The following is a 20,451-nucleotide window of genomic DNA, read 5'->3' as shown; positions in this document are numbered from 1 at the left end:
GCTGTAGAGAAAGCGCAATCACACCTGCTGGGCCGTCCCTCCTGGCCGGCCCCCACTCAAGGAGTCGTAATGCTGACCGTTGGCGACAAGCTTCCCGAGTTCAAGGTCAAGGCCACCGTGAGCCTGGAGAAGGGCAAGGAGTTCAAGGAGATCTCGAACGACACGTACAAGGGCAAGTGGACGGTGCTCTTCGCGTGGCCCAAGGACTTCACGTTCATCTGCCCGACGGAGATCGCGGAGTTCGGCAAGCACAACAAGGACTTCCAGGACCGCGACGCGCAAGTGCTCGGCCTGAGCACCGACAGCGAGTTCGTGCACCACGCGTGGCGCACGCACCACCCGGACCTGAAGAACCTGCCGTTCCCCATGCTGGCGGACGTGAAGCGCGAGCTGAGCGCCGCGCTGGGCATCCTCCACAAGGAGGAGGGCGTGGCCCTGCGCGCCACGTTCATCGCGGACCCCCAGGGCATCATCCGTCACGTGACGGTGAATGACCTGTCCGTGGGCCGCAACGTCAAGGAGACCGTCCGCACGCTGGACGCGCTGCAGACGGACGAGCTGTGCCCGTGCAACTGGGAGAAGGGCCAGGAGACCCTGACCCAGAAGATGAAGGCGGGGTAATCCATCATGGCTTCGCTCGAAGTCGTCCGCGGCGAACTCGCGGACGCCCACAAGGACACCCGCCTCAACCTCTCCGCAGTACTGGAGGGGGGCAGCCTGACGCCCGAGCAGCGCTGGGGCGTGGCCGTCGCATGCGCCTTCGCCGCTCGGAATGATCGGCTGAAGGAAGCCCTGCTCGAAGAGGCGAAGAAGGCCCTCACGAACCCGGAGCCCGTCATCGAGGATGCGCGCGCCGCGGCCTCGCTGATGGCGATGAACAACGTCTACTACCGGTTCCGCCACATGATCGGGAAGGAGTCCTACTCGAGCAAGCGTGCGGGACTGCGGATGAACCGGCTCGCGCAGGTGCTGACGAACAAGGTGGACTTCGAGCTGGTCTGCCTCGCGGTCAGCGCCATCAACGGCTGCGAGATGTGCATGCGCGCTCACGAGAAGGTCGTGCTGGATGGCGGCCTGACCGAAGACCATGTGCATGACGCGGTCCGCATCGCGGCCGTGGTCCACGCCGCGGCGGTGGGTCTGGAGTCGTAACGCCAGGCCTCACCTCCTGGTGCGCTGTTCCCTGGCGCCCTTCGGTGTTCGCACCGAAGGGCGCTTCCTTTTCCGGCCCCGTGCATCCAATCGGGCACATTCACGAAAGCCAAAGGAAACCCCGCCATGTCTCTCTACAAGAGCCCGAGCCCCCTTCCCGAGCAGGCCCGCACCGCGCTGTCGCAGACGCTCAACGAGCGGCTCGCGGACGGACTCGACCTGCACTCGCAAATCAAGGTCGCCCACTGGAACATCAAGGGCCCGCAGTTCGCCGCGCTCCACCCGCTGTTCGAGACGTTCGCGGTGAGCCTGGCCAACCACAATGACTCCATCGCGGAGCGCGCCGTCACCCTGGGCGGGCGCGCCTACGGCACCAGCCGCCACGTGGCCAAGGCGAGCCGGCTAGCGGAGTACCCGCAGGAGACCTCGCGCGACCTGGAGCACGTGAAGCTCCTGGCCGAGCGCATCGAGGTGTACCTCGCGGGCCTGCGCGAGAGCCGCAAGCTGGCCGAGGGCCAGCTGGACACGGACACGGTGGACCTGTTCACCGGCATCATCACCGAGTTCGAGAAGCACGCCTGGTTCCTGCGCGCCTCGCTGGAGACCTGAGTCCCAGGCGCCGAGGCTGAGCGAGGGGGTGGCCCGCCGGCTGGTGGGCCGCCCTTCTCTCTTGGAGGGCTCAGCGGAAGTCACAGCGCCCGGGCCCCAAGTCCGCTAGCGTGCGCGGCCGTGAGCGACGACGGGACCCTTCATGCCTTCCGCTCCGTGCCACGCACGGGCGTCATCTATGTCACCGCCGAGGCCAGCCGCCGCGGCTACAAGTCCGGAGACCCGGAGTGGTGCAACCTGGGGCAGGGACAGCCGGAGACCGGCGACCTGCCCGGAGCCCCTCCCCGCCTCCACACCGTCACCGTGGACGTGGCGGACCAGGAGTACGCCCCCGTGGCGGGCCTGTGGGAGATTCGCGAGGCCATCGCGTCGCTCTACAACCGGCTCTACCGCCGGGGCATGCCCAGCCAGTACAGCGCGGAGAACGTGTGCCTGTCCGGTGGTGGCCGCGCGGCCCTGACCCGCGCCGCGGCGAGCCTGGGCTCGGTGAACCTGGGCCACTTCCTCCCCGACTACACGGCCTATGAAGAGCTGCTGGATGTCTTCAAGGCCTTCACCGCCATCCCCATCCTGCTGGAGGGCGAGCGCGGCTACGCATTCACCCACGAGGACCTGCGGCGCGAGGTGCAGGGACGCGGCCTGTCCGCCCTGCTCTTCTCCAACCCGTGCAACCCCACCGGCAAGCTGGTGCAGGGCGAGGAGATGGCCCGCTGGGTCGGCGTGGCGCGCGAACAGGACTGCACGCTGCTCATCGACGAGTTCTATTCGCACTACATCTGGACGGGCCGCCCCGGCCACCTGCCCGTGGAGAGCGCCGCGCGCTACGTGGAGGACGTCAACCGCGACCCCGTGGTCATCTTCGACGGCCTCACCAAGAACTGGCGCTACCCGGGCTGGCGCATGACGTGGACGATTGGTCCACGGCAGGTCATCGAGGCCGTGTCGAGCGCGGGCAGCTTCCTCGACGGCGGTGGCAGCCGCCCCCTCCAGCGCGCGGCCATCCCCCTGCTCCAGGAGGACGCCGTGGTGGCCGAGACGAACGCCATCCACACGGTGTTCCGCGAGAAGCGCGACCGCTTCCACTCGCGCCTGGAGCGGCTGGGCATCCGCACGGACCGCGCCCCGGATGGGACGTTCTACGTGTGGGGCAACGTGTCTGGCCTGCCCGCGCCGCTCAATGACGGCATGGGCTTCTTCCGCGCCGCGCTGGAGAAGAAGATCATCGCCGTGCCCGGTGAGTTCTTCGACGTGAACCCCGGCAAGCGCCGCATGCGGACCTCACGGTTCCGCAACTACGTGCGCCTGTCCTTCGGGCCGTCCCAGGAGACGCTCGACAAGGCGCTCGCGCGGCTGGAGCAGATGGTCATGCACTACGCCGAGCACCCCACCAAGACGCCCTGAGCGGTGTCCGCGCCGCCGCGCCGTCAGGACGCGGCGGGCACGGTGTGGAACTCCACCGTGGCCTCCACCGACATCCGCTTGCGGTGCGCCACGGTGAAGCCCAGGTCCGGGCGTCCGCCGCCGTAGCTCCGGGACTTGATGGCTCCAGAGTCGTAGGCGCCGTGAGCGACCGGCGCCTGCACCACCGTCACCTTCTCCGCGAAGCGGCTCGTGCCCACCAGCCGCGTGCCCAGGCCATCCGCCACGCGGCGGGCCTGGCGAAGCGCCGCGCGGGCCAGCTCCTCCAGCCACCCCTCGCGCGCCTCCGTCTCGCGCGCGTAGCCCCAGCGCAGCTCGCGCAGCGTGGCCTGCTTCAAGCCGGTGAACGCCGCCAGCACGTCCGCCACGCGCTCCAGCACGTCCAGGCGGATGCGCAGCGTGTACACCGCCGAGGACGACCGGGTGAGCAGCCCCTCGTTCATCTCCGCGTGCACCGCCTCCAGCGAGAACGCGTCCTTGGAGACGCCCAGCTCCTCCAGCCGGCGCACCAGCGCGAGCACCTCCTTCGCATTGGTCAGCGCCGCGCCTCCCGTGAAGAACGCGGTCGCGCGCACATCCACGATGGCGTCCACGTGGTCCGCCTCCAACTCGTGCTCGGAGGAGACCGTCACCACGATGAGACCTGCGCCAGGAACCGACTCTGCCATGGGGCTGCTCCGTGAACGGAGGGAACGGCCGAGTATAGGCCCCGGGCCGCCACGCGGCGGGAGGAGCCATGCCGCCCCACGGCGGGAGAGGCTCTATGCTGCGGGGCGACATGCGACTTCCCTCGTCTCGCCTGAGGCTGCTGTGCGCGCTGTACTTCGTGCAGGGCATGCCCTTCGGCTTCCAGGTCAACGCGTTGCCCGTGTACCTGCGCGCGCGCGGAGCCTCGCTGGCCGCCATTGGCTTTCTCGGCCTCCTCGCCTCTCCGTGGATGGCCAAGGCGCTGTGGGCGCCCCTGGTGGACCGCTACTCCTCGGAGCGCATCGGCCGCAGGAAGTCGTGGATCCTCCCCATGCAGGCCTTGCTCGCGAGCGCGTGCGTGTGCGCCTCGCTGGCCGTGGACGTGGGCTCGCTGCCGCTCCTGTTTGGCTGCATCTTCCTCATGAACCTCTTCGCCGCCACGCAGGACATCGCGGTGGACGGCTTCGCGGTGGACACGCTCGAACCGGAGGAACTGGGGCTCGGCAACGCCGCGCAGGTGGTGGGCTACAAGCTGGGGATGATGACCGGGGGCGGGCTGCTCGTCTGGGCGAGCGCGCACATCGGCTGGTCGGGCCTCTTCCTCGCGATGGCCGGGTTGTGCCTGGCGGTGTTCGGCTGGGTCGCCGCCTTCCGGGAGCCACCGCCGCGAAGCACGGGCGTGCCGTTGGGAGCCAAGCGCACCTGGCGCGAGGTGCGCGGTGAAATCGTCCACGCCCTGCGCATGCCCGGCACCGGCTGGCTGCTGCTGTTCGTCCTCACGTACAAGCTGGGCGAGACGATGTCGGACGTCATCTACAAGTCCTTCCTCGTCGACTCCGGCTACGTGCCCGCGCAGATCGGCCTCCTGGTGGGAACGTGGGGCATCGGGGCGTCGCTCATCGGCTCCGTGGCGGGAGGACTGCTCGCCTCGCGCGTGCCCCTGCTCAAGGCGGTGGCAATCACCGGCACGCTGCGGCTGGTGCCGCTCGCGGGGCGCTGGCTGCTGGCGCACTCCGGCGTCACCGACACGAACGTCATCGCCGTCACCCTGGCCGAGGAGTTCTTCGGCGGCGCCCTCACCACCGCGATGTTCGCCTTCATGATGTCGCGCGTGGATCCGCTCATCGGCGCCACGCACTACACGCTGCTGGCCAGCGTGGAGACCGCCGGCAAGGGCGTGGCCGGCTTCCTCGGAGGCTGGCTCGCGGATGCCCACCACGGCGGCTGGGGCTACGCGAGCGTGTTCATGCTCGGGCTCGGGCTCTCCGTGGGCTTCCTCGCCCTGCTAGCGCCCCTGCGCCGCTCCGCGCCACTGGCGCCCACTCCCGCCCCCACGCCCCAGCCGAGGAGCAGTGGAGCCGGCACCGAGTTTTGACGGATTTCCCGCAATAATCTCGTGCTAGAGCTTGGGGTGAATTACCACCCTCCCGGGCTCTCCTGGGCTCGGAATGCACGAGGTCCCGACATGAAGCGCCAGACTCTGAGTTCTCTCGTCGCCAGCGCGGTGCTGCTGGCCTCACCCGTGGCCCTGGCAGGCGTGAGCGTGTCCGTGCCGGCCTTCGAGGCGCAGGTCGCCACGGCCCGCACCGCGGCCAGCCCGGGCGGCACCTCCATCACCCGCGCCGAGATGACGGCGGCGCTGAGCGCGTTCCAGAACGATGACCACGTGGTGGATGCCGCCGAGCACACCTACCTGGGCACGAAGCTGGCGGACTCCACGTGGAAGACGGGCATCAACGGCCCGGCCATCAAGTACCTTGGGGACTTCTACGAGCTGTACGACGCGGGCCCGGTGGCGCCGCAGGGCGTGACGCTCGTCACCACGAGCACCGCGACGCTGTACGGCTCGGCGGGGCCGCTGGCGGGGGCCTCGCGCATCGCGGAGGGCTACATCCCCAACGGGCAGGGCGTGGCCAACAACGAGACCCTCAAGGACGCGTACTTCGCCGTGGCGTATCCGCGCGCCTACGAGCAGTCGGATGACTTCTATCCCATCACGCTCGCCGACCTGGTCACCACGCTGCGCGGACAGGTCCTGTTCCAGCAGATGCCCACCGCGGACGACGTGGACGGCGCGGTGGCGTACATCACGCAGATCTCCCGCAACAGCAACCGCCTCTACATCTCCGGCTTCGTGTCCGAGCTGGATGGCGGCTGGGCGCAGGGCTATGTCATCGCGGCGGTCAGCACGGACCGGCGCTACATCCGCTTCGTGCGCGTGACGACGGCCTCCGACTGAGCCCTCGCCTCACTTGAAGGAGTCCGGAGGCAGCTCCGTGGCGCGCCAGAGGTACCAGCTCGCCACGGTGCGCCACGGACGCCAGCGCTCGCCGAACTCCAGCAGGGCCTTGGGTTTGGGCATCTCGTCCTGCTGGTACGCGAGCATGAAGCCCTTGCGCACGCCGTAGTCATCCACCGGCAGCACGTCCGGGCGCCCCAGGCGGAAGATGAGCAGCATCTCCACCGTCCACGGGCCAATGCCTCGCACCTGGGTGAAGTGCTCCACCAGGTCCGCGTCGGACATGCGCCGCACGCGGGCCAGGGGCGGCACGGTGCCATCCTGCGTCTTGCGCGCCAGGTCCAGCAGCGCGGCCAGCTTGTTGGCGGACAGGCCCGCCTCGCGCAGCGCCGTCTCCGGCGTGGCCAGCACCTTCTCCGGCGTGAAGGCCTTGCCGTGGCCCACGCGCTCGCACACGCGGCCGAAGATGGTGGACGCGGCTCGGGCATGCAACTGCTGGTAGACGATGGCGCGCGCCAGCGCCTCGAAGGGGCTGTGCAGCGGGCTGAGTTCCAGCCGCAGGGGGCCCACTTTCTTCATCAGCGCCCCCATCACGGGATCCGCCTTCACGAGCGCGCGGCGAGCGGCGGGAGACCAGGCATCAGGGAGGAGCGGGACGGAGGACGACTTCGCGAGGCGAGGCATGGGCGCCCCATGCTGCCCTCGGCCCGGCGTGGGTCCAATGAAATCCCGTCCACGCGCGGCGCGCCGGGCGTGTGCGAGAGCCAACAGTGGCGAGCCCACGGTGTTCGCAAGTCGCGGCAGGCGAACGGGCCGCTCTGGGGCGGCGGTGGCCCTCGCGCTAGAAGAGTGACGGGCCGGGTCCGCGCCCCCCGGGAGCCCAGGAGCGCACACGGATGGCCGTGGAACGAACCACCGGAAGCGCCAGCCTCGTTGACGTGCTGGATCGCGTGCTGGACCGGGGGCTGCGGCTCGACCCGGGAGCGTCGTGGGAGCCCGCCCCGGGCGCGCGCCACGTGGAAGCGCCGGGCGGGGATGCGCGCCACACGTCTGGACCTGACGCCCGAGGCCACCACCCGCTCGACCCGGTCCCCGGAGCGTAAGGCCGTGGCCGCCCCTGCCCCGCTGCCATCCGTCGTGCCTCCGGACGCTCCGGCGCGGCTGTCGCTCGCCGAGCGGCTGCTGACGTGCGACGGGGCGCAGGCGTGCGCCGAGGCGTCGGTGGAGTGGCTCGTCCATCAGGCCCACCTGTCCCCCGTGGCGTGCCTGTCGCTCGACTCGCCGGATGGCGGGCCGCTGTGCCTGGCCGCTCATGGACTCCTTCCCGCGCAGCAGGACGCGCTCGTCCACGCCTTGGCGCACAGCGCGTTCGCGCTCAGCGTCCCCATGGGTCCCGCCGCCACGCGCGGACTGGCGCCTGGACTCCAGTCGCTGCTGCCCCCCTCGCAGGGCGGCGGCTTCTTCACCGTGCCCCTGCTGGCGCGCGCGGGCGGGCACACCGTGGGGCTGCTCGTGGTGACGTCCCCCACGGAGATGCTGCCGCCCGATGTGCCGTGGTTGGCGTCATGCCTGGGGCCGCAGCTCGCGCGTCAGCTCCTCGGCGGCGGCGGGCCGCCCGCGCGGCTGTGGGAGCCGGATGGGCTGTTGCGCCGCATCATCGACTCGGTGGCGGACCCCATCCTGCTCACGGACATGGAGGGACAGCCGCACCTGGCCAACGCGCGCGCCGAGATGCTGCTCGTGGTGGCACCCGATTCACGTCCAGGTCGTCGCCGCGCGGTGCAGCTGAACCAGCGCGTGTTCGCCGCGGCCTTGGTGGCGGGCGCGGGCGCGGACGCGGTGCGCCGCCGCGAGGTGCCCCTGGTGGATCCCGTGGAGGGCACGGACCTGCACTTCGAGCTGGTCAGCACGCCCGTGCGCGGTCCAGATGGTCGAGAGGCGATGGTGAGTGTGCTGCGCAACGTGACGGACCTGGGGCGCGCCACCCAGGCGCTGGGCGAGAGCTACCGCCGCCTGCGCGCCACCGAGCGAGAGGCCCGCAGCGAGCGTCATCGATTGGACCGCGTGCTCGACTCGGTGGCGGACCCCATCATCCTGACGGATCCAGCGGGCGGCACGGTGATGATGAACGACCCGGCGGAGAAGCTCTTCGCCCTGCCCCCGGACGCGGGCGAGGCCGCCCAACGACGCGTCCGCGCCAACGACGCGCAGTTCTCCGCGTTCCTCTCCGGACTCCTGGGCGGGGGCACCACGCTGCGCTGTCGTGGGCAGCTCATCCTGGTGGATCCCGCCGCGGGCGCCACGCTCCCCATGGAGGCCGTGGCCAGCAAGGTGCTCGGCGACAGCGGCGAACTGACGGGCGTGGTCACCCTCTTTCAGGACCGCACCGAGGCGCTGGAGAAGGCGCGCCTGCTGGAGCGCCTGAAGGATGTGTCCACGCAGTTGGAGGCGCGCGTGCAGGTGGCCACCGCGGAGCTGGCCGAGCAGAACGAGAAGCTGCGGCGCCAGGCCATCCAGTTGGAGCAAGCGAGCGCGGCCAAGTCGCAGTTCCTGGCCAACATGTCGCACGAGTTCCGCACGCCCCTCAACGCCATCCTCGGCTACACCAACATGCTGCTGCAGGGCGTCTCGGGCGACCTGTCCTCCTCCCAGAAGCGCAACCTCACCCGCATCGATTCCAACGGGCGGCACCTGCTGGAGGTCATCAACGAGATTCTCGACATCACCCGCATCGAAGCGGGGCGCATGCCACTGCACCTGTCGGACTTCGGCCTCCCCGAGCTGCTGCAGGAAGTGACGGCGGAGATGGACCCCATCATCGCGCGCAGTCACCTGACGGTGGGCACGCACCTGGGCTCGGGCTTGTTGCCCGTGCACAGTGACAGGCAGAAGGTGAAGCAGATCGTCCTCAACCTGTTGTCCAACGCGCTGAAGTTCACGCACGAGGGCTCGGTGCAAGTCACGGCCGAATACACCGCGCAGGTGGACGCGTTCGCCATCGCCGTGGTGGACACGGGGATTGGAATCGACCCCGCCTATCAGGAGAAGATCTTCGAGGACTTCCAGCAGGTGGACAGCTCCCCCACGCGCGCCTACGGAGGAACGGGCCTGGGGCTCTCCATCTGTCGGCGCCTGGCCACCATGCTGGGAGGGCGCGTCACCCTCCAGAGCGCTCCAGGCCACGGCTCGACCTTCACCCTGCACTTCCCCCGACGTGCGAGACGGACATGACCCTCCCCACCGCTCCCCCCAAACCCCTCGTCCTGGTCGTCGACGACTACGAGGACGCGCGCGAGATGTACGCGGAGTACCTCGAGTACTCCGGGTTCCGCGTGGCCGAGGCGAAGAACGGCCAGGAGGCGCTGGACAAGGCGTTCGAGCTGCTGCCGGACGTCATCCTCATGGACCTGTCGCTGCCCATCATCGACGGGTGGGAGGCCACGCGGCGGCTGAAGCAGGACACGCGCACGCAGACCATCCCCGTGGTGGCGCTCACCGGTCACGCGATGACAGGCCAGTCCGACGAAGCGCGCGGCGCGGGCTGCGATGCCTTCGTCACCAAGCCCTGTCTGCCGGACGCGCTGGTGGACGAGGTCCGGCGCGTGCTGGCCACACGGGCCCGCGTGCAAGTCGGCTGAGTGGCGAGCGCCTCATGGGAATCGACCCCGCGACCGAGGAGGACGCCGCCCAAGGAGAGTGCCCGCAGTACGTCTACGGCATCCTGCGCGCCAGCGCTCCGCTCGACCTGGGACGCATCGGCCTGGGGGCGCCGCCCGCGTCCGTGCGCACCGTGCACGAAGCGGGCATGGCCGCGTTGGTGTCCGAGTCACCGGGCCCGCGCATCGCGCCCACGCGCACGCACTTGCTGGTGCACCAGCGCGTCACCGAGGCCGTGCTGCGCGACCACACCCTCTTGCCCGTGGCGTTCGGCACGGTGTTGCCCTCGCTCTCACGCGTGCGCGAGGTGCTGCGCGCGGCGCGTGAGCCCCTGTCACGCGCGCTGGAGATGATCCACGGCCGGCTGGAGCTGGGCCTCAAGGTGCGCTGCCACCGCGAGCACCTCGCCCGTCAGGTGGAGATGGAAGCACCAGCGCTCGCGCGACATCCCGCGGAGCCCGAGGGCGCGCACGCGGCCCGGCTCGAGGCCGCGGTGTCCGAACGCGCCACGCGAGACATGGCCACGGTGATTGCGGACCTGCGTCCCCTGGCCGCGTCCCTGCGCGAGGATCCGCCGCTCGGCGAACACATGCTCCTCAACGCATCGTTCCTGGTGGACCGAGAGGAGCTGGCGACCTTCGAGGCCCGCGTGCGCGCGCTGGCCACGCGCACGGAGGCCTATGCGTTCCGCCTCACCGGGCCCTGGCCGCCCTACAGCTTCGTGCAGCGACGGCTCGACGTGGACTGAGGTCCGCGCTCAGTGGACACCCGCCGCGCTCACCTTCGCGGCCTCTTGCACCCAGGGCTCGATGCCCGCTTGCAGACGGGCCCAGCCTGGCGCGTGCTCGGTCTTCGCGTAGTACGTGCCATCCGGCGTGCGCGCCACCGTCAGCTCGCCCAGGACGCGCTCGCCTCGCTGGTACGTCACGCGGAACTGAGGCTGGGGCTCGCCCGTCGTCGGCGACTCGCCGCGCCCCAGGAAGTCCAAGGGCACCATGCGCCACACGCGGTCATGCCAGTTGCGCGCGAACTCATCGGGCGTGTCCGGCGCCTCCACCGGCGACAGCCGCACCGTCCCACCGGCCATCCCCGAGGCCCGGTATGCGCGCGACACCCCGCCCGTGGTGACGACCACGCGGTCGAACTCGCCCGCCTCGAAGGTGTGCAGCCGCCGATCCACCAACCGACTGGCCGCCGCGTCCAGGTCTGGCAAGAGCGATGGGCCGAGGAGGAACACGCGGCCGTCCGACTCACGGCGCAGGTACGGCGTCCCCCAGCCCCCCGCGGGCGAGGCGAGCGCGAAGACCTCGGGCTTGCCGCCCAGGGTCAGCGTCAGCTTGCGCTCGCTGTGCGTGAGCCCGACCTCCTCCAGCTTCTTCGCGTCCAGGTCCCCGAGCGAGCGCTGCGCGCGCAGGGGCGCGAACCGACCAAAGAGCTTCACCGCCACGTCGTTGGCGCGCAGCTCGCGCGGGGGAAGCAGGGGCTCCGCGGGCTTGGGCGGAGTCGCCGCCACACCACCATCTGCCGCGGCGTCGATGCCCGGGATGGGCTTGGGCGGCTTGGTGCCCAACCGCAACCAGAACGCGTCCCGGTCGGTCCCGTCCCGATACAGCTCCACGAAGCGAGCCTCGTCCTCGTAGCGGAGGAGGTCGAGCGAGCGCGCGGGCACGTCCAGCACCGTCACCTCGCCGGGAGTGCCCTCGGGTTCGCGCTGCCACACGAAGAAGGCGGCCACGAGCGCCGCGACCGCCAGGGCCCCTTGCAGGGCCACGCCTGCTGCCTTCATCGCGCACCTCCCGCCGAGGCCTCGGTCGCGCGCGGCGCACGCCGCCCTCGACGCCGCGTCACCCCGAAGCCCACCGCCATCGCCGCGGCGGGCACCAGGAAGACGGTCACGTAGAACCACGCCACGTCCTGGTCCCGCGTGTGCTGCAGCGGCAGGTCTTCCTCGGAGGACGTCGCGCCGGAGAGGGCCTCCTCGCCCGTGAGCCAGCGCAGCGTGTCCACCGCGAGATAGGCATTGCCTCGGTTGGTGAGCACGCCGTCGACCAGCGCGTCCGCGTCCGCCATGACCACCGCGCGCGCCGCTTCCTTCACCGTTCCCGAGGCCGGCTTCTCCACCGCCACCACCAGCGGCCAGGGGCGCCGCGCCTCGCCCGGGTCTGGCGTGAAGTCACCGTTGGTGTCCGCGAAGGTGGCGCCGTGCGCGCGCACGCTCACGTCCAGCGAGAGCCCCGCGGGCAGCGGCGACAGCACGTCCAGAACGCCCGCGCCCATCATCGCCACCGGCGCCTGCCCGCCCATGGCGGACAGCGACGACACCGAGGGATGCGACGAGAAGCTCGCCGTGCCCAGGTTGCCTCGGTCGCTCACCTGCTGCGCGGTGCGGAAGTACACCTGATCATTCGCCAACTGCGTGCGCTCGGACTTGAGCCCCAGCGCCGCCAGCAGCGGCTGGAAGTCGGCGCCATCCGGCTCCAACGCCAGCCACAGCCGACCGCCGCGCTCCCAGTAATCGCGCAGGGCCTTCAGCTCCTCGGGCATGAAGTCCTTCGCCGCGCCCATCACCGCCACCACCGAGGCGTCGCGAGGCACCTCGGAGCCCAGCCCCTCCACCACCGACAGCGGTCGCACATCCACGTTCTGCGCGCGCAGCACTTCCTTGAGCTGCGACACGGAGGGGCGCGGCGTCTCGCCCTGCACCGGGCGCGTGTCGGCGCGCTCGCCGTGGCCCGCCGTGAAGTAGGCCACGCGACGCGGACGCGCCACCGCGAGCAGCCGCCGCTGGACCTCCTGGTCCAACTTCTGGAGCTGTCCACGCGCGCGCTCCAGCTCCAGCCCCAGCGTCAGGAGCTCGCGGCGCTCTCCCCGCGCCAGCACCACGGAGCCGTTGTTGAAGACCCCCAGCGCCTTCGCCTTCGCGGGGTCCACCGCCTGGTCCAGCCGCTCCAGCTGGAGCTGCGGACTCTCGGGCGCGAGGTCGCGGAAGTACTGCCGCACCGCCTCACCCACGTCGTTGGCGGGTGGGAAGAACATCGTCACCTGGAGAGGCTCGTTGAGGCCGCGCATCAGCTTGCGCGTGGACTCGCCCGGGCGCGCGGTGCGGAAGTACGACAGGTCCCAGGTGACATCCGCCTGCGTCGCCACGTACATGGCCGCAAAGGCAAACACGAGCACGAAGGACAGCCCCAGCCCGGAGAACAGCGCACCGCGCACGCGGCCCGTCTCCGGCACCGGTGCACGCGCCATCGCCGCGGCCGCCAGCTCCACCAGCGCCAGCGGCACCAACGCGCAGACGCTCAGCGCGGGATGGATCGCGGCCAGCACCACGGCCAGCCGAGGCGCGCGACGAGACAGCGGCTCGCCCAGGAGCGAGGCCCCCACGTCGGACTGGAAGAAGTAGAGCACCAGCGCCAGGAGCCCCACGCCGTAGAGGCCCAGCACCCACGACTCGAGGGTGCGGCGCTCGCCCTGAGCGGCGCGCAGTCGCGCGAAGCGCCAGGCCCCGGCCCCCAACGCCAGCGCGGCCCCCACGCAGGAGAGGCCCCACCGCGCGGAGCCCGCCCCCACGATGCGCTCGCCCACGAAGACGAGCAGCAGTCCCACGACATAGGCCCACGTCACGGGCAGGCCCGAGGAAGCCTTGCGCGCGCTCATCGCCACCTCCGCGCCTCGACCACCCGCGTGGCCGCGAACAGCGCCACGTAGGTGACGACGAGGTAGTAGGCGACGTCACGCGTGTGGATGAGTCCGGACTGGAACGGAGGGAAGTGCTGATTCCAGAGCGACAAGGCGCTGAAGACCTCCGACAGCGGCTGCTCGGTGATGCGCGCCAACAGCCAACACAGGATGAGCGCCACCAACATCACCGCGGAGGTGATCGCCGCCATGAGCTGGTTGCGAGACAGCGCGGAGCCAAACGTCCCCACCGCCAGCGAGGCGCTGCCCAGGAGCAGCAGGCCCAGGTAGCCCGCGGACACGTGCCCCAGCGATACCTTGCCGTTCACCAGAATCAGCAGCGGCATGTACGCGGTGCAGAGGATGTACAGCGACAGGAAGGCCAGCCCCGCGAGGAACTTGCCCAGCACGATGTCGCGGTCCTTCACGGGTGACGAGTACAGGAGCGGCAACGTCCCCATCTGTCGCTCCTCGGCCAAGAGGCGCATGGAGATGAAGAGCGCGGCCACGACGGTGAAGCCGCTGGAGTAATAGAAGAACCCCGAGAGCACTTCGGCCGAGCGCTTGCTCGCACCACTCAAGGCGTACGCGTTGAAGAACAGTCCGTTCAACGCGAGGATGACCGAGAGGATGATGTAGCCACTCCAGGTGCGCAGGTAACCAGCGAGTTCGCGACGCGCAATCAACCAGGCCTTCACGCCCGCGCCTCCTGACCGTGGGTCAGTCCCAAGAAGATGGACTCCAGTTGGCCGGCGCCCTGGTCCAGGCGCAGCAGCTCGAGCCCCGCGCCCACCAACGCCTGGGCCACGCGCGGACGCAGGTCCGGTGATGCCCGCAGCTTCAGCTCCACCCCGTCCTCACTGGCGCGCTCCACCTCCACCGCGCCGAACTCCTGGAGCACCGCCACGGCGCGCGCCCTGTCGCCGCGCACCTCCACCTCGATGCTCCCGCCGCCGCCCATTCGCCGGGCCAGCTCGTCCTCGGTGCCCTGCGCCACCAGCGTGCCCTGGTGGATGATGAGCAGCCGGTCACACGTCTGGGAAATCTCGGGGAGGATGTGGCTGGACACCAGCACCGTGTGCTCGCCCCGCAGGCCGCGGATGACTCGGCGCATCTCCACAATCTGCCGCGGATCCAACCCGCTCGTCGGCTCGTCGAGGATGAGCAGCGCGGGCTTGTGCACCAGCGCCTGCGCCACGCCCACGCGCTGGCGGAAGCCATGGCTCAGCGTGGAGATGAGTTCGCCGTGCACGTCGCGCAGGTCCGTCTTCTCCTCCGCCTCCGCCACGCGCGCCGAGGTCGCCCGCGACGCCACGCCACGCAGCTGCGCGACATAGGACAGGTACTCGCCCACCGTCATCTCGTCGTAGAGCGGCGGCACGTCTGGCAGGTAGCCCATGCGCTGGCGGACCTCGTGGGGATTGCCCACCACGTCATGGCCGTCGATGACCACCCGGCCCGACGTGGGCAACAGCACGCAGCCCAGGACCTTCAGCGTCGTCGACTTGCCCGCGCCATTCAGCCCCAGGAAACCAATGACTTCACCCTGACCGATGGTGAAGGCCAGGTCCCGGATGGCCGCGTGCTCACCGTAGTACTTGGTCAGCCCTTCGACCTGGATCATCAGGAGTCCTCGCACTGATGGGGAAAGCGGCGTTTTTCTGGCGCCCCGGGCGAAGACTGTCAAGCGACGGACCGCCCCCCTTCCGAGCGCCGGCCCGCCCAACCCCTCAGGCGTGCTGGTATTCCGGTCCCGCGCGCGTCTGGCCGAGGGTGAAGCGCAGGGCGCTCTCCAGCTCCGGGAAGGTGAAGGCGTACCCGTGGCGCAGCGCGGCCTCGGGGACAGCGTGGGCGCCCGCCAGGAGCGCCTCCTCGCCCATCTGCCCGAAGAGACCCCGAATGACCGCGGCGGGCATGGGCAGGAAGGCCGGGCGATGGACCACCCGCCCGAGCGTCCGGGCCAGCTCCGCCTGCCGCACCGCGCCCGGCGACACGACGTGGAGGGCCCCTCTCACGGCCGGCGTCATCATCGCGAAGTGGAGCAGGCCGAGGACGTCCTCCAGGGACACCCAGCTCATCCACTGGCGCCCCGAACCCATGGGGCCTCCGCCGCCCGCGCGGAAGGCGGGGAGCATCTTCGCGAGCGCCCCCTCGCGCGCATCCAGCACCACGCCCAGGCGCGCGTGCACCACGCGAATACCCGCGGCCTCGGCGGGCGCGGTGGCGGCCTCCCACTCGCGACACACCTGGGAGAGGAATCCCTCACCCGGCGCGGAGGCTTCGGTGAGCACCTCGTCGCCTCGGTCGCCGAAGTAGCCAATGGCCGAGGCGCTCACCACCACGCGCGGCTTGCGCTCCAGCTTCGCCAACGCCTCGCACAAGACGCGCGTGCCCTCGGTGCGGCTCTTGAGGATGAGGTCCCGGTACTCAGGCGTCCATCGGTGCCCGGCGACGTTCGCGCCCGCCAGGTGCACCACGGCGTCCACGCCCTCCAAGGCCCGAGCATCGATGTCCCCGCGCTGGGGTGCCCAGGCAACCTCGCCGCGCGCGGCATCCGCCCGACCGCGCACCAACCGCTTCACCCGGTGCCCTCCGGTCGTGAGGAAGGGCCCGAGCGCCGAGCCCACCAGCCCCGAGGCGCCCGTGATGGCCACCGTGAGCGGCCCCATCGACGAGAACGCGGCATGGCGCTTCAGGTCCGCGAAGGTGACCGCGTGGCGATACGCGAACGTGTGCTCCAGGCGATGCCGCACGGACGCGCCCGCCACGGTGCTGCCCAGGGCACCGAGGGGCAGCTCGTACTCCACCTCGTCCTCCAGGACCGAAGACGCCGAGGAGGGACCGGGTCGCATGTGATGCGTGTGGACCCAGCGGCGAAACGGCCCGGCCCGCTGCGTGTCCTGGAACAGCACGCCCTCTTCGTAGGCGGTGTGCTCGGCGGCGAGGCGGGAGCGAAAAGGGCCCACATGCAGCGCGATGGCGAGCCGGGCGCCAGTCTGGATGCCCTCGCCGGAGCGCTCCACGACCTGGACCGGGTCCCAGGGAGGAACCAGCCGCTCGAAGGCCCCCTCTCGAGCGTGCCAGCGGAACAGGTCGGACGCCGAAACTGGCATGGGGCTGCGCGCTCTGAAGACGTGCGACTTGCCCATGTGCCCTCCCGAGGCGAGATTGCGACCGCGAATGCTTAATCCGGATCAACTCGACCGTGCAGTGGAATTGCTGCGAGGCGGCGGCGTCATCGCCCTGCCAACAGAAACCGTGTACGGCCTGGCGGCCAACGCCGAGGACGAGCTGGCCGTGCGCCGCGTCTTCGCCATCAAGGGCCGCCCCGCCACGCATCCCCTCATCGTCCACCTCGCGGGCGTGGAGCACCTCAACGCCTGGGCTCGCGAGGTTCCGTCTGAGGCTCGACGGTTGGCCGAGGCCTTCTGGCCCGGACCGTTGACGCTGGTGCTGCGGCGCACATCGCGCGCAACGGATGCCGTCACGGGCGGGCAGGACACGGTGGCGCTGCGCGTGCCCGGACATCCCGTGGCGCTGGAGGTGCTGCGCCGGCTCGGGGGTGGAGTGGCCGCACCGAGCGCCAATCGCTTCGGCAAGGTGAGCCCCACCACCGCCGAGCACGTTCGCCAGGACCTGGGGAGCGACGTGGACCTCGTGCTGGATGGAGGCCCGAGCACGGTGGGCGTGGAGTCCACCATCGTCGACCTGAGCACGGGAGCCCCCGCCATCCTGCGGCCCGGAGGGCTGGCCACGGAGGACGTGGAGCGGGTGCTCGGCCGAGAAGTCCCGGTGCGAACGTCATCGACGGTGCGCGTGTCGGGCTCGTTGGCCTCACACTACGCGCCGCGCGCGGGCGTGGTGCTCGCGGAGCCGTCCGAGGCCGCCGAGCGCGTGCGCGAGCTGCGCGCGCGAGGCTTGAACGTAGGCGTCCTGGGCCCCGCGCATCTCGTCTTGCCCCCAGAGGTCGCGCGCTTCGATGTGCCCGAGCAGGCAGGCGATGCGGCGCGCGTGCTCTATGCCCGCCTGCGTGAAGCCGATGCGCAGGGCCACGATGTCTTGGTCGCGTGTCTGCCTCAGGCGCAAGGACTGGGGCTCGCGGTGAGAGACCGGCTCGCTCGGGCCGCCGCGCCGCGCGACCCGACGCCCTCGCACTGAAGCGTCTGCTCAGGAGCGAAGCCGGAACCGCGCGCCCATGAAGAACCAGAAGTGGAGCGCGCGGTCATGGATGGACTCGGTGCCCAAGCCGTTGCCAAGCCGCACCTGAAGTGTGTCGTAGCGCCCCACGGTGAGCGTGCTGAACAAGCCGCCCCACAGTGAGCCCACGAGGTGGCGATCGAACCCACCCTGCAAGTCCAGCTTGGGCCCACGCAGACGGCTCTCCTCGAGCTGGCGCCCCTCGGCGATGACATAGCTCGTCCACTCATACCCAAGCCCGACGCCGGCCCACGGGTCCGTGCGCCCGGTGGGATTGAAGTGCCAAGCGGCCAGCGCTCCGACCTGGACGTTGCGCCCTCCGCAGTCGAGCGAGTCAGGACATACGCCCTTGATTTGCGCAAACGCGTAGTGCCCCGTCAGCCCCACCTCCAGCCCCGAGGCAAACAGCCAGGAGTTGTCGACCCCGAGCGAGAGCAACCCGCTGTACAAGTCATACAGATAGGGATCCTCGGGGCCACCCGCGGTGAGCCCTACCGGGAGTGCGTAGGACAGACGCATGCCCACATTGAGGCCCGAGGGGGACACGGCTTCCTCGGCGGTCGCGGCGCGGCAAACGAGGAGCAAGCACAGACAGAGCAGTCGGAGAACGAAGGTGTTGCGTCGCACGGCGCTGGACTATGACGGGCCCTCCCGTCCCGTCAACCCGAGGTTCCCGTTCCATGACAACTCTGCTCTCGACCCGCTGGCCCTGGGGGCTCGCGCTGTTCTCCCTCCTGCTGGTCGGAGGCTGTGGTCGCGTGGACGAGGGCGCCTGCGCCGGAATGGTATGCACGGTCGGCAAATGCGTGAGCGACGAAGGCCGGGCGACGTGTGAATGCGACGCGCACGCACAGGCCGCGGGGCTGGACTGCACGAAGGCCGAACTCGTGCCCAAAGGAGACGTCGGAGGAACGCTCGATACCGCGGCGCCCCTGGCCGCGGACGGCCCGCATCCTGGTGGCTTCGATTCCAGCCAGGGTCCCGACGTGGATGTCTATTCCGTCGTCACCGAGGCCCGGCATGTCTATCGATTCTCGTGCGGTGGCCCCGCGGTGGGAGACTGCGCGCTCCGCCTCCTGGACGCCTCGGGCGCAGTGAAGGCAGACAACCAGTACACAGGGCCCGGATTGACGTTCAAGGTCGCCCCAGGCCGTTGGTTCGTGGAAGCCAAGGCGCCATTCACGCTTCAGCCCACGGGCGCGTATGTCTATCGTTTGGAGGACCTGGGGGTCGACGACCACGGAGACACGGACGACACCGCCACGGAGGTCCAACCGGCCTCAACCAACATCTCCGTGAGCGCTCTCGAAAGGGGCGATGTGGATGTCCTGGCCATTCACGCGCTCGCGGGACATGGGTACATCTTTCGCTGTGACACGACGAATGACCACCCCAACGGCGCAATCAACCTGCGCGGGACCTCGGAGTCCGCGTTCGACTCGACGGGACTCTCCATCGGCAGGCCCGCCCAGGTTTCCGTCCTCGCCAAGAGCAACGCTGTCTTCCTGGTGTCCATCAGCGGTTTGGCGCCCGGCCACGCGCTCTCTTGCCGACTCCTGGAGACCACGGACGATCATGCCAACTCCGCCGAGGGCGCGACGCCTCTCACCGTGGGCACCCCGATGGCATTCCGGATGGATACGCACGACGACACAGATGTCTTTGCGTTCAGCGCACTCGCAGGGCACATCTATTCAATGCGTGCCGTCGGCGGCACAGGCATCGTCACGGGAAGCCTTCTGAGTCCCGAAGGTGCGCTGCTGACATATGGAGAAATGGGAGCGACCGCCGAGGCGGGCTTGACCTACGAGGTCGCCAGCTCCGGCACCCACCACATCCGCGTCACGCCAAGCAACGCGGCCGTGGGAGACACCCTGTGGAGCCTCATCGTTGAAGACATGGGCTTGGATGACGCGGGCGACGACATCGCGACGGCGACGGAGGTACGGCTGGGAGCGACCGTGACCGGCTGGCTTCACTCGCAAGGGCTGTATGGCCGCGACCTGGATGTCTTCACGTTCCCAGCGACAGCGGGAACCCTGTATCGCGTCAAGTGCCGCAATGACTGCTACCTCCAAGGACTCTCGCCGGCAGGGCAGACCTCCTGGTGGCAGCGAGTGCTGCAGAACCAGCTGGTCATCGAAGCCACCGCCACGGGCCCGCTGTTCTTCAGCATCAGGGATGCCCAGAATGCCCACTACTCCTTCGAGGTGACAGAGGAAGGGCGCGATGACCACGGCAACGACGCCACGACCGCCACGCCAGTGACGTCTCTTCCTGCCATCCTAGAAGGAGTGATTGAGGTCTGGCAGGACACGGACGTCTTCTCCGTTCAGCTTGAGGCATCGAGGAGGTATCGACTTGCGCCAGTCTCGACCTCCATCGCGATGGCGACGCCCGAATCCCCCAGTGGAAAGCCCCTAGGCAAGGACTCCGCGGGACGCTTCACCGCGAACGAAACGGGCCTCTGGCGGGTGCGCATCACCACGGGGGCAGAACAGTTTGGCCCCTATCGCTTCGAACTCACCGCGGAGTAAGCGACACGATTCGGGGCGGATGCCTCCTGGACAGACGCCGCGCGGTGACACGCGGCGCCTGCCCAGGCCGTGCCTGATGAATCAGACGGGCTGGAGATAGGAGATCGTCACCACGCCGTTGCCCGTACCCTGGTCGGCCTGGTTGCTCTGGCTGCTGCCCGCGTTGTACGAGCCTCCGCCACCGCCGCCGCCGCAGTTGCTGGACGCGCCACCGGCGCCGCCGCCGCTGTAGCCGCCCGCGCCGCCCGCCGCGCCCGCCGCGCCGCCACCGCCGCC

21 protein-coding genes are annotated in these 20,451 nt (G+C 70.1%); 12 read left to right on the top strand and 9 right to left on the bottom strand.

From position 1 onward, the window contains the following. Positions 1-69: 69 nt before the first annotated feature. The 4 genes from JGU66_32170 to JGU66_32155 all read left to right on the top strand — a co-directional run bounded on the left by JGU66_32170 (position 70) and on the right by JGU66_32155 (position 3,162). Positions 70-621 carry a peroxiredoxin gene (locus tag JGU66_32170; GenBank protein ID MBJ6765433.1) on the top strand — a complete coding sequence of 184 codons (552 nt, stop codon included), beginning with the start codon at positions 70-72 and terminating at the stop codon, positions 619-621. A 6-nt stretch (positions 622-627) separates the two neighbouring features. Beyond that, positions 628-1,152 (top strand): carboxymuconolactone decarboxylase family protein, encoded by a 525-nt coding sequence (locus JGU66_32165; protein MBJ6765432.1) that lies wholly within the window; start codon positions 628-630, stop codon positions 1,150-1,152. Between the two features lie 126 nt (positions 1,153-1,278). After that, entirely contained in the window at positions 1,279-1,761 is a 483-nt protein-coding gene (dps, locus tag JGU66_32160) for a DNA starvation/stationary phase protection protein Dps (protein ID MBJ6765431.1), read from the top strand. A gap of 120 nt (positions 1,762-1,881) precedes the next feature. Beyond that, complete coding sequence (locus JGU66_32155) at positions 1,882-3,162, top strand: pyridoxal phosphate-dependent aminotransferase (protein ID MBJ6765430.1); 1,281 nt, start codon at positions 1,882-1,884, stop codon at positions 3,160-3,162. A gap of 23 nt (positions 3,163-3,185) precedes the next feature. Here the strand turns inward: JGU66_32155 and JGU66_32150 are convergent, their stop codons facing one another. Further along, complete coding sequence (locus tag JGU66_32150) at positions 3,186-3,848, bottom strand: SIMPL domain-containing protein (protein ID MBJ6765429.1); 663 nt, start codon at positions 3,846-3,848, stop codon at positions 3,186-3,188. 110 nt (positions 3,849-3,958) lie between these two features. Between JGU66_32150 and JGU66_32145 the strand changes: the two genes are divergently transcribed. After that, entirely contained in the window at positions 3,959-5,242 is a 1,284-nt protein-coding gene (locus JGU66_32145; protein MBJ6765428.1) for an MFS transporter, read from the top strand. 90 nt (positions 5,243-5,332) lie between these two features. Continuing rightward, the gene (locus JGU66_32140) at positions 5,333-6,106 is read left to right on the top strand and encodes a hypothetical protein (GenBank protein MBJ6765427.1); all 774 of its coding nucleotides are present in this window, start codon (positions 5,333-5,335) and stop codon (positions 6,104-6,106) included. Between the two features lie 9 nt (positions 6,107-6,115). Here JGU66_32140 and JGU66_32135 read toward each other — a convergent pair whose 3' ends face one another. Beyond that, the gene (locus tag JGU66_32135) at positions 6,116-6,790 is read right to left on the bottom strand and encodes a DNA-3-methyladenine glycosylase 2 family protein (GenBank protein MBJ6765426.1); all 675 of its coding nucleotides are present in this window, start codon (positions 6,788-6,790) and stop codon (positions 6,116-6,118) included. Between the two features lie 212 nt (positions 6,791-7,002). On the opposite strand from JGU66_32135, the gene JGU66_32130 reads away from it, so the two are divergent. Genes JGU66_32130 through JGU66_32115 form a run of 4 tightly spaced genes read left to right on the top strand, consistent with a single transcriptional unit; the run spans position 7,003 to position 10,511 of the window. Further along, on the top strand, positions 7,003-7,209 hold the full coding sequence (locus JGU66_32130) for a hypothetical protein (protein MBJ6765425.1): 207 nt from the start codon (positions 7,003-7,005) through the stop codon (positions 7,207-7,209). After that, positions 7,142-9,337, top strand: coding sequence for a PAS domain-containing sensor histidine kinase (locus JGU66_32125; protein MBJ6765424.1), 2,196 nt, complete (start codon positions 7,142-7,144; stop codon positions 9,335-9,337). Before JGU66_32130 ends, JGU66_32125 begins: the two co-directional genes overlap by 68 nt. Next, on the top strand, positions 9,334-9,744 hold the full coding sequence (locus tag JGU66_32120) for a response regulator (protein MBJ6765423.1): 411 nt from the start codon (positions 9,334-9,336) through the stop codon (positions 9,742-9,744). The genes JGU66_32125 and JGU66_32120 overlap by 4 nt, the downstream gene beginning before the upstream one ends. A gap of 20 nt (positions 9,745-9,764) precedes the next feature. Further along, positions 9,765-10,511, top strand: coding sequence for a GvpL/GvpF family gas vesicle protein (locus tag JGU66_32115; GenBank protein MBJ6765422.1), 747 nt, complete (start codon positions 9,765-9,767; stop codon positions 10,509-10,511). 9 nt (positions 10,512-10,520) lie between these two features. On the opposite strand, the gene JGU66_32110 is transcribed toward JGU66_32115, so the two are convergent. The 5 genes from JGU66_32110 to JGU66_32090 form a co-directional block, all read right to left on the bottom strand. Beyond that, complete coding sequence (locus JGU66_32110; GenBank protein ID MBJ6765421.1) at positions 10,521-11,549, bottom strand: hypothetical protein; 1,029 nt, start codon at positions 11,547-11,549, stop codon at positions 10,521-10,523. Then, on the bottom strand, positions 11,546-13,420 hold the full coding sequence (locus tag JGU66_32105) for a Gldg family protein (protein MBJ6765420.1): 1,875 nt from the start codon (positions 13,418-13,420) through the stop codon (positions 11,546-11,548). Before JGU66_32105 ends, JGU66_32110 begins: the two co-directional genes overlap by 4 nt. Next, positions 13,417-14,139, bottom strand: coding sequence for an ABC transporter permease subunit (locus JGU66_32100; GenBank protein MBJ6765419.1), 723 nt, complete (start codon positions 14,137-14,139; stop codon positions 13,417-13,419). Before JGU66_32100 ends, JGU66_32105 begins: the two co-directional genes overlap by 4 nt. Further along, the gene (locus JGU66_32095) at positions 14,136-15,065 is read right to left on the bottom strand and encodes an ABC transporter ATP-binding protein (GenBank protein ID MBJ6765418.1); all 930 of its coding nucleotides are present in this window, start codon (positions 15,063-15,065) and stop codon (positions 14,136-14,138) included. Before JGU66_32095 ends, JGU66_32100 begins: the two co-directional genes overlap by 4 nt. A 106-nt stretch (positions 15,066-15,171) precedes the next feature. Next, the gene (locus JGU66_32090; GenBank protein MBJ6765417.1) at positions 15,172-16,590 is read right to left on the bottom strand and encodes a TIGR01777 family oxidoreductase; all 1,419 of its coding nucleotides are present in this window, start codon (positions 16,588-16,590) and stop codon (positions 15,172-15,174) included. 31 nt (positions 16,591-16,621) lie between these two features. Between JGU66_32090 and JGU66_32085 the strand changes: the two genes are divergently transcribed. Then, positions 16,622-17,599, top strand: coding sequence for a threonylcarbamoyl-AMP synthase (locus JGU66_32085; GenBank protein MBJ6765416.1), 978 nt, complete (start codon positions 16,622-16,624; stop codon positions 17,597-17,599). Positions 17,600-17,608: 9 nt separating this feature from the next. Here the strand turns inward: JGU66_32085 and JGU66_32080 are convergent, their stop codons facing one another. Continuing rightward, complete coding sequence (locus JGU66_32080) at positions 17,609-18,157, bottom strand: hypothetical protein (GenBank protein ID MBJ6765415.1); 549 nt, start codon at positions 18,155-18,157, stop codon at positions 17,609-17,611. Positions 18,158-18,318: 161 nt separating this feature from the next. On the opposite strand from JGU66_32080, the gene JGU66_32075 reads away from it, so the two are divergent. Next, positions 18,319-20,175 carry a hypothetical protein gene (locus JGU66_32075; protein ID MBJ6765414.1) on the top strand — a complete coding sequence of 619 codons (1,857 nt, stop codon included), beginning with the start codon at positions 18,319-18,321 and terminating at the stop codon, positions 20,173-20,175. 81 nt (positions 20,176-20,256) lie between these two features. Here the strand turns inward: JGU66_32075 and JGU66_32070 are convergent. Further along, the coding region (locus JGU66_32070) for a hypothetical protein (protein ID MBJ6765413.1) at positions 20,257-20,451 on the bottom strand (195 nt) is incomplete at its 5' end.

The sequence above is a fragment of the Myxococcaceae bacterium JPH2 genome, assembly GCA_016458225.1.
Lineage (GTDB): Bacteria > Myxococcota > Myxococcia > Myxococcales > Myxococcaceae > Citreicoccus.
This window is presented reverse-complemented; position numbering and strand designations above follow the sequence as displayed.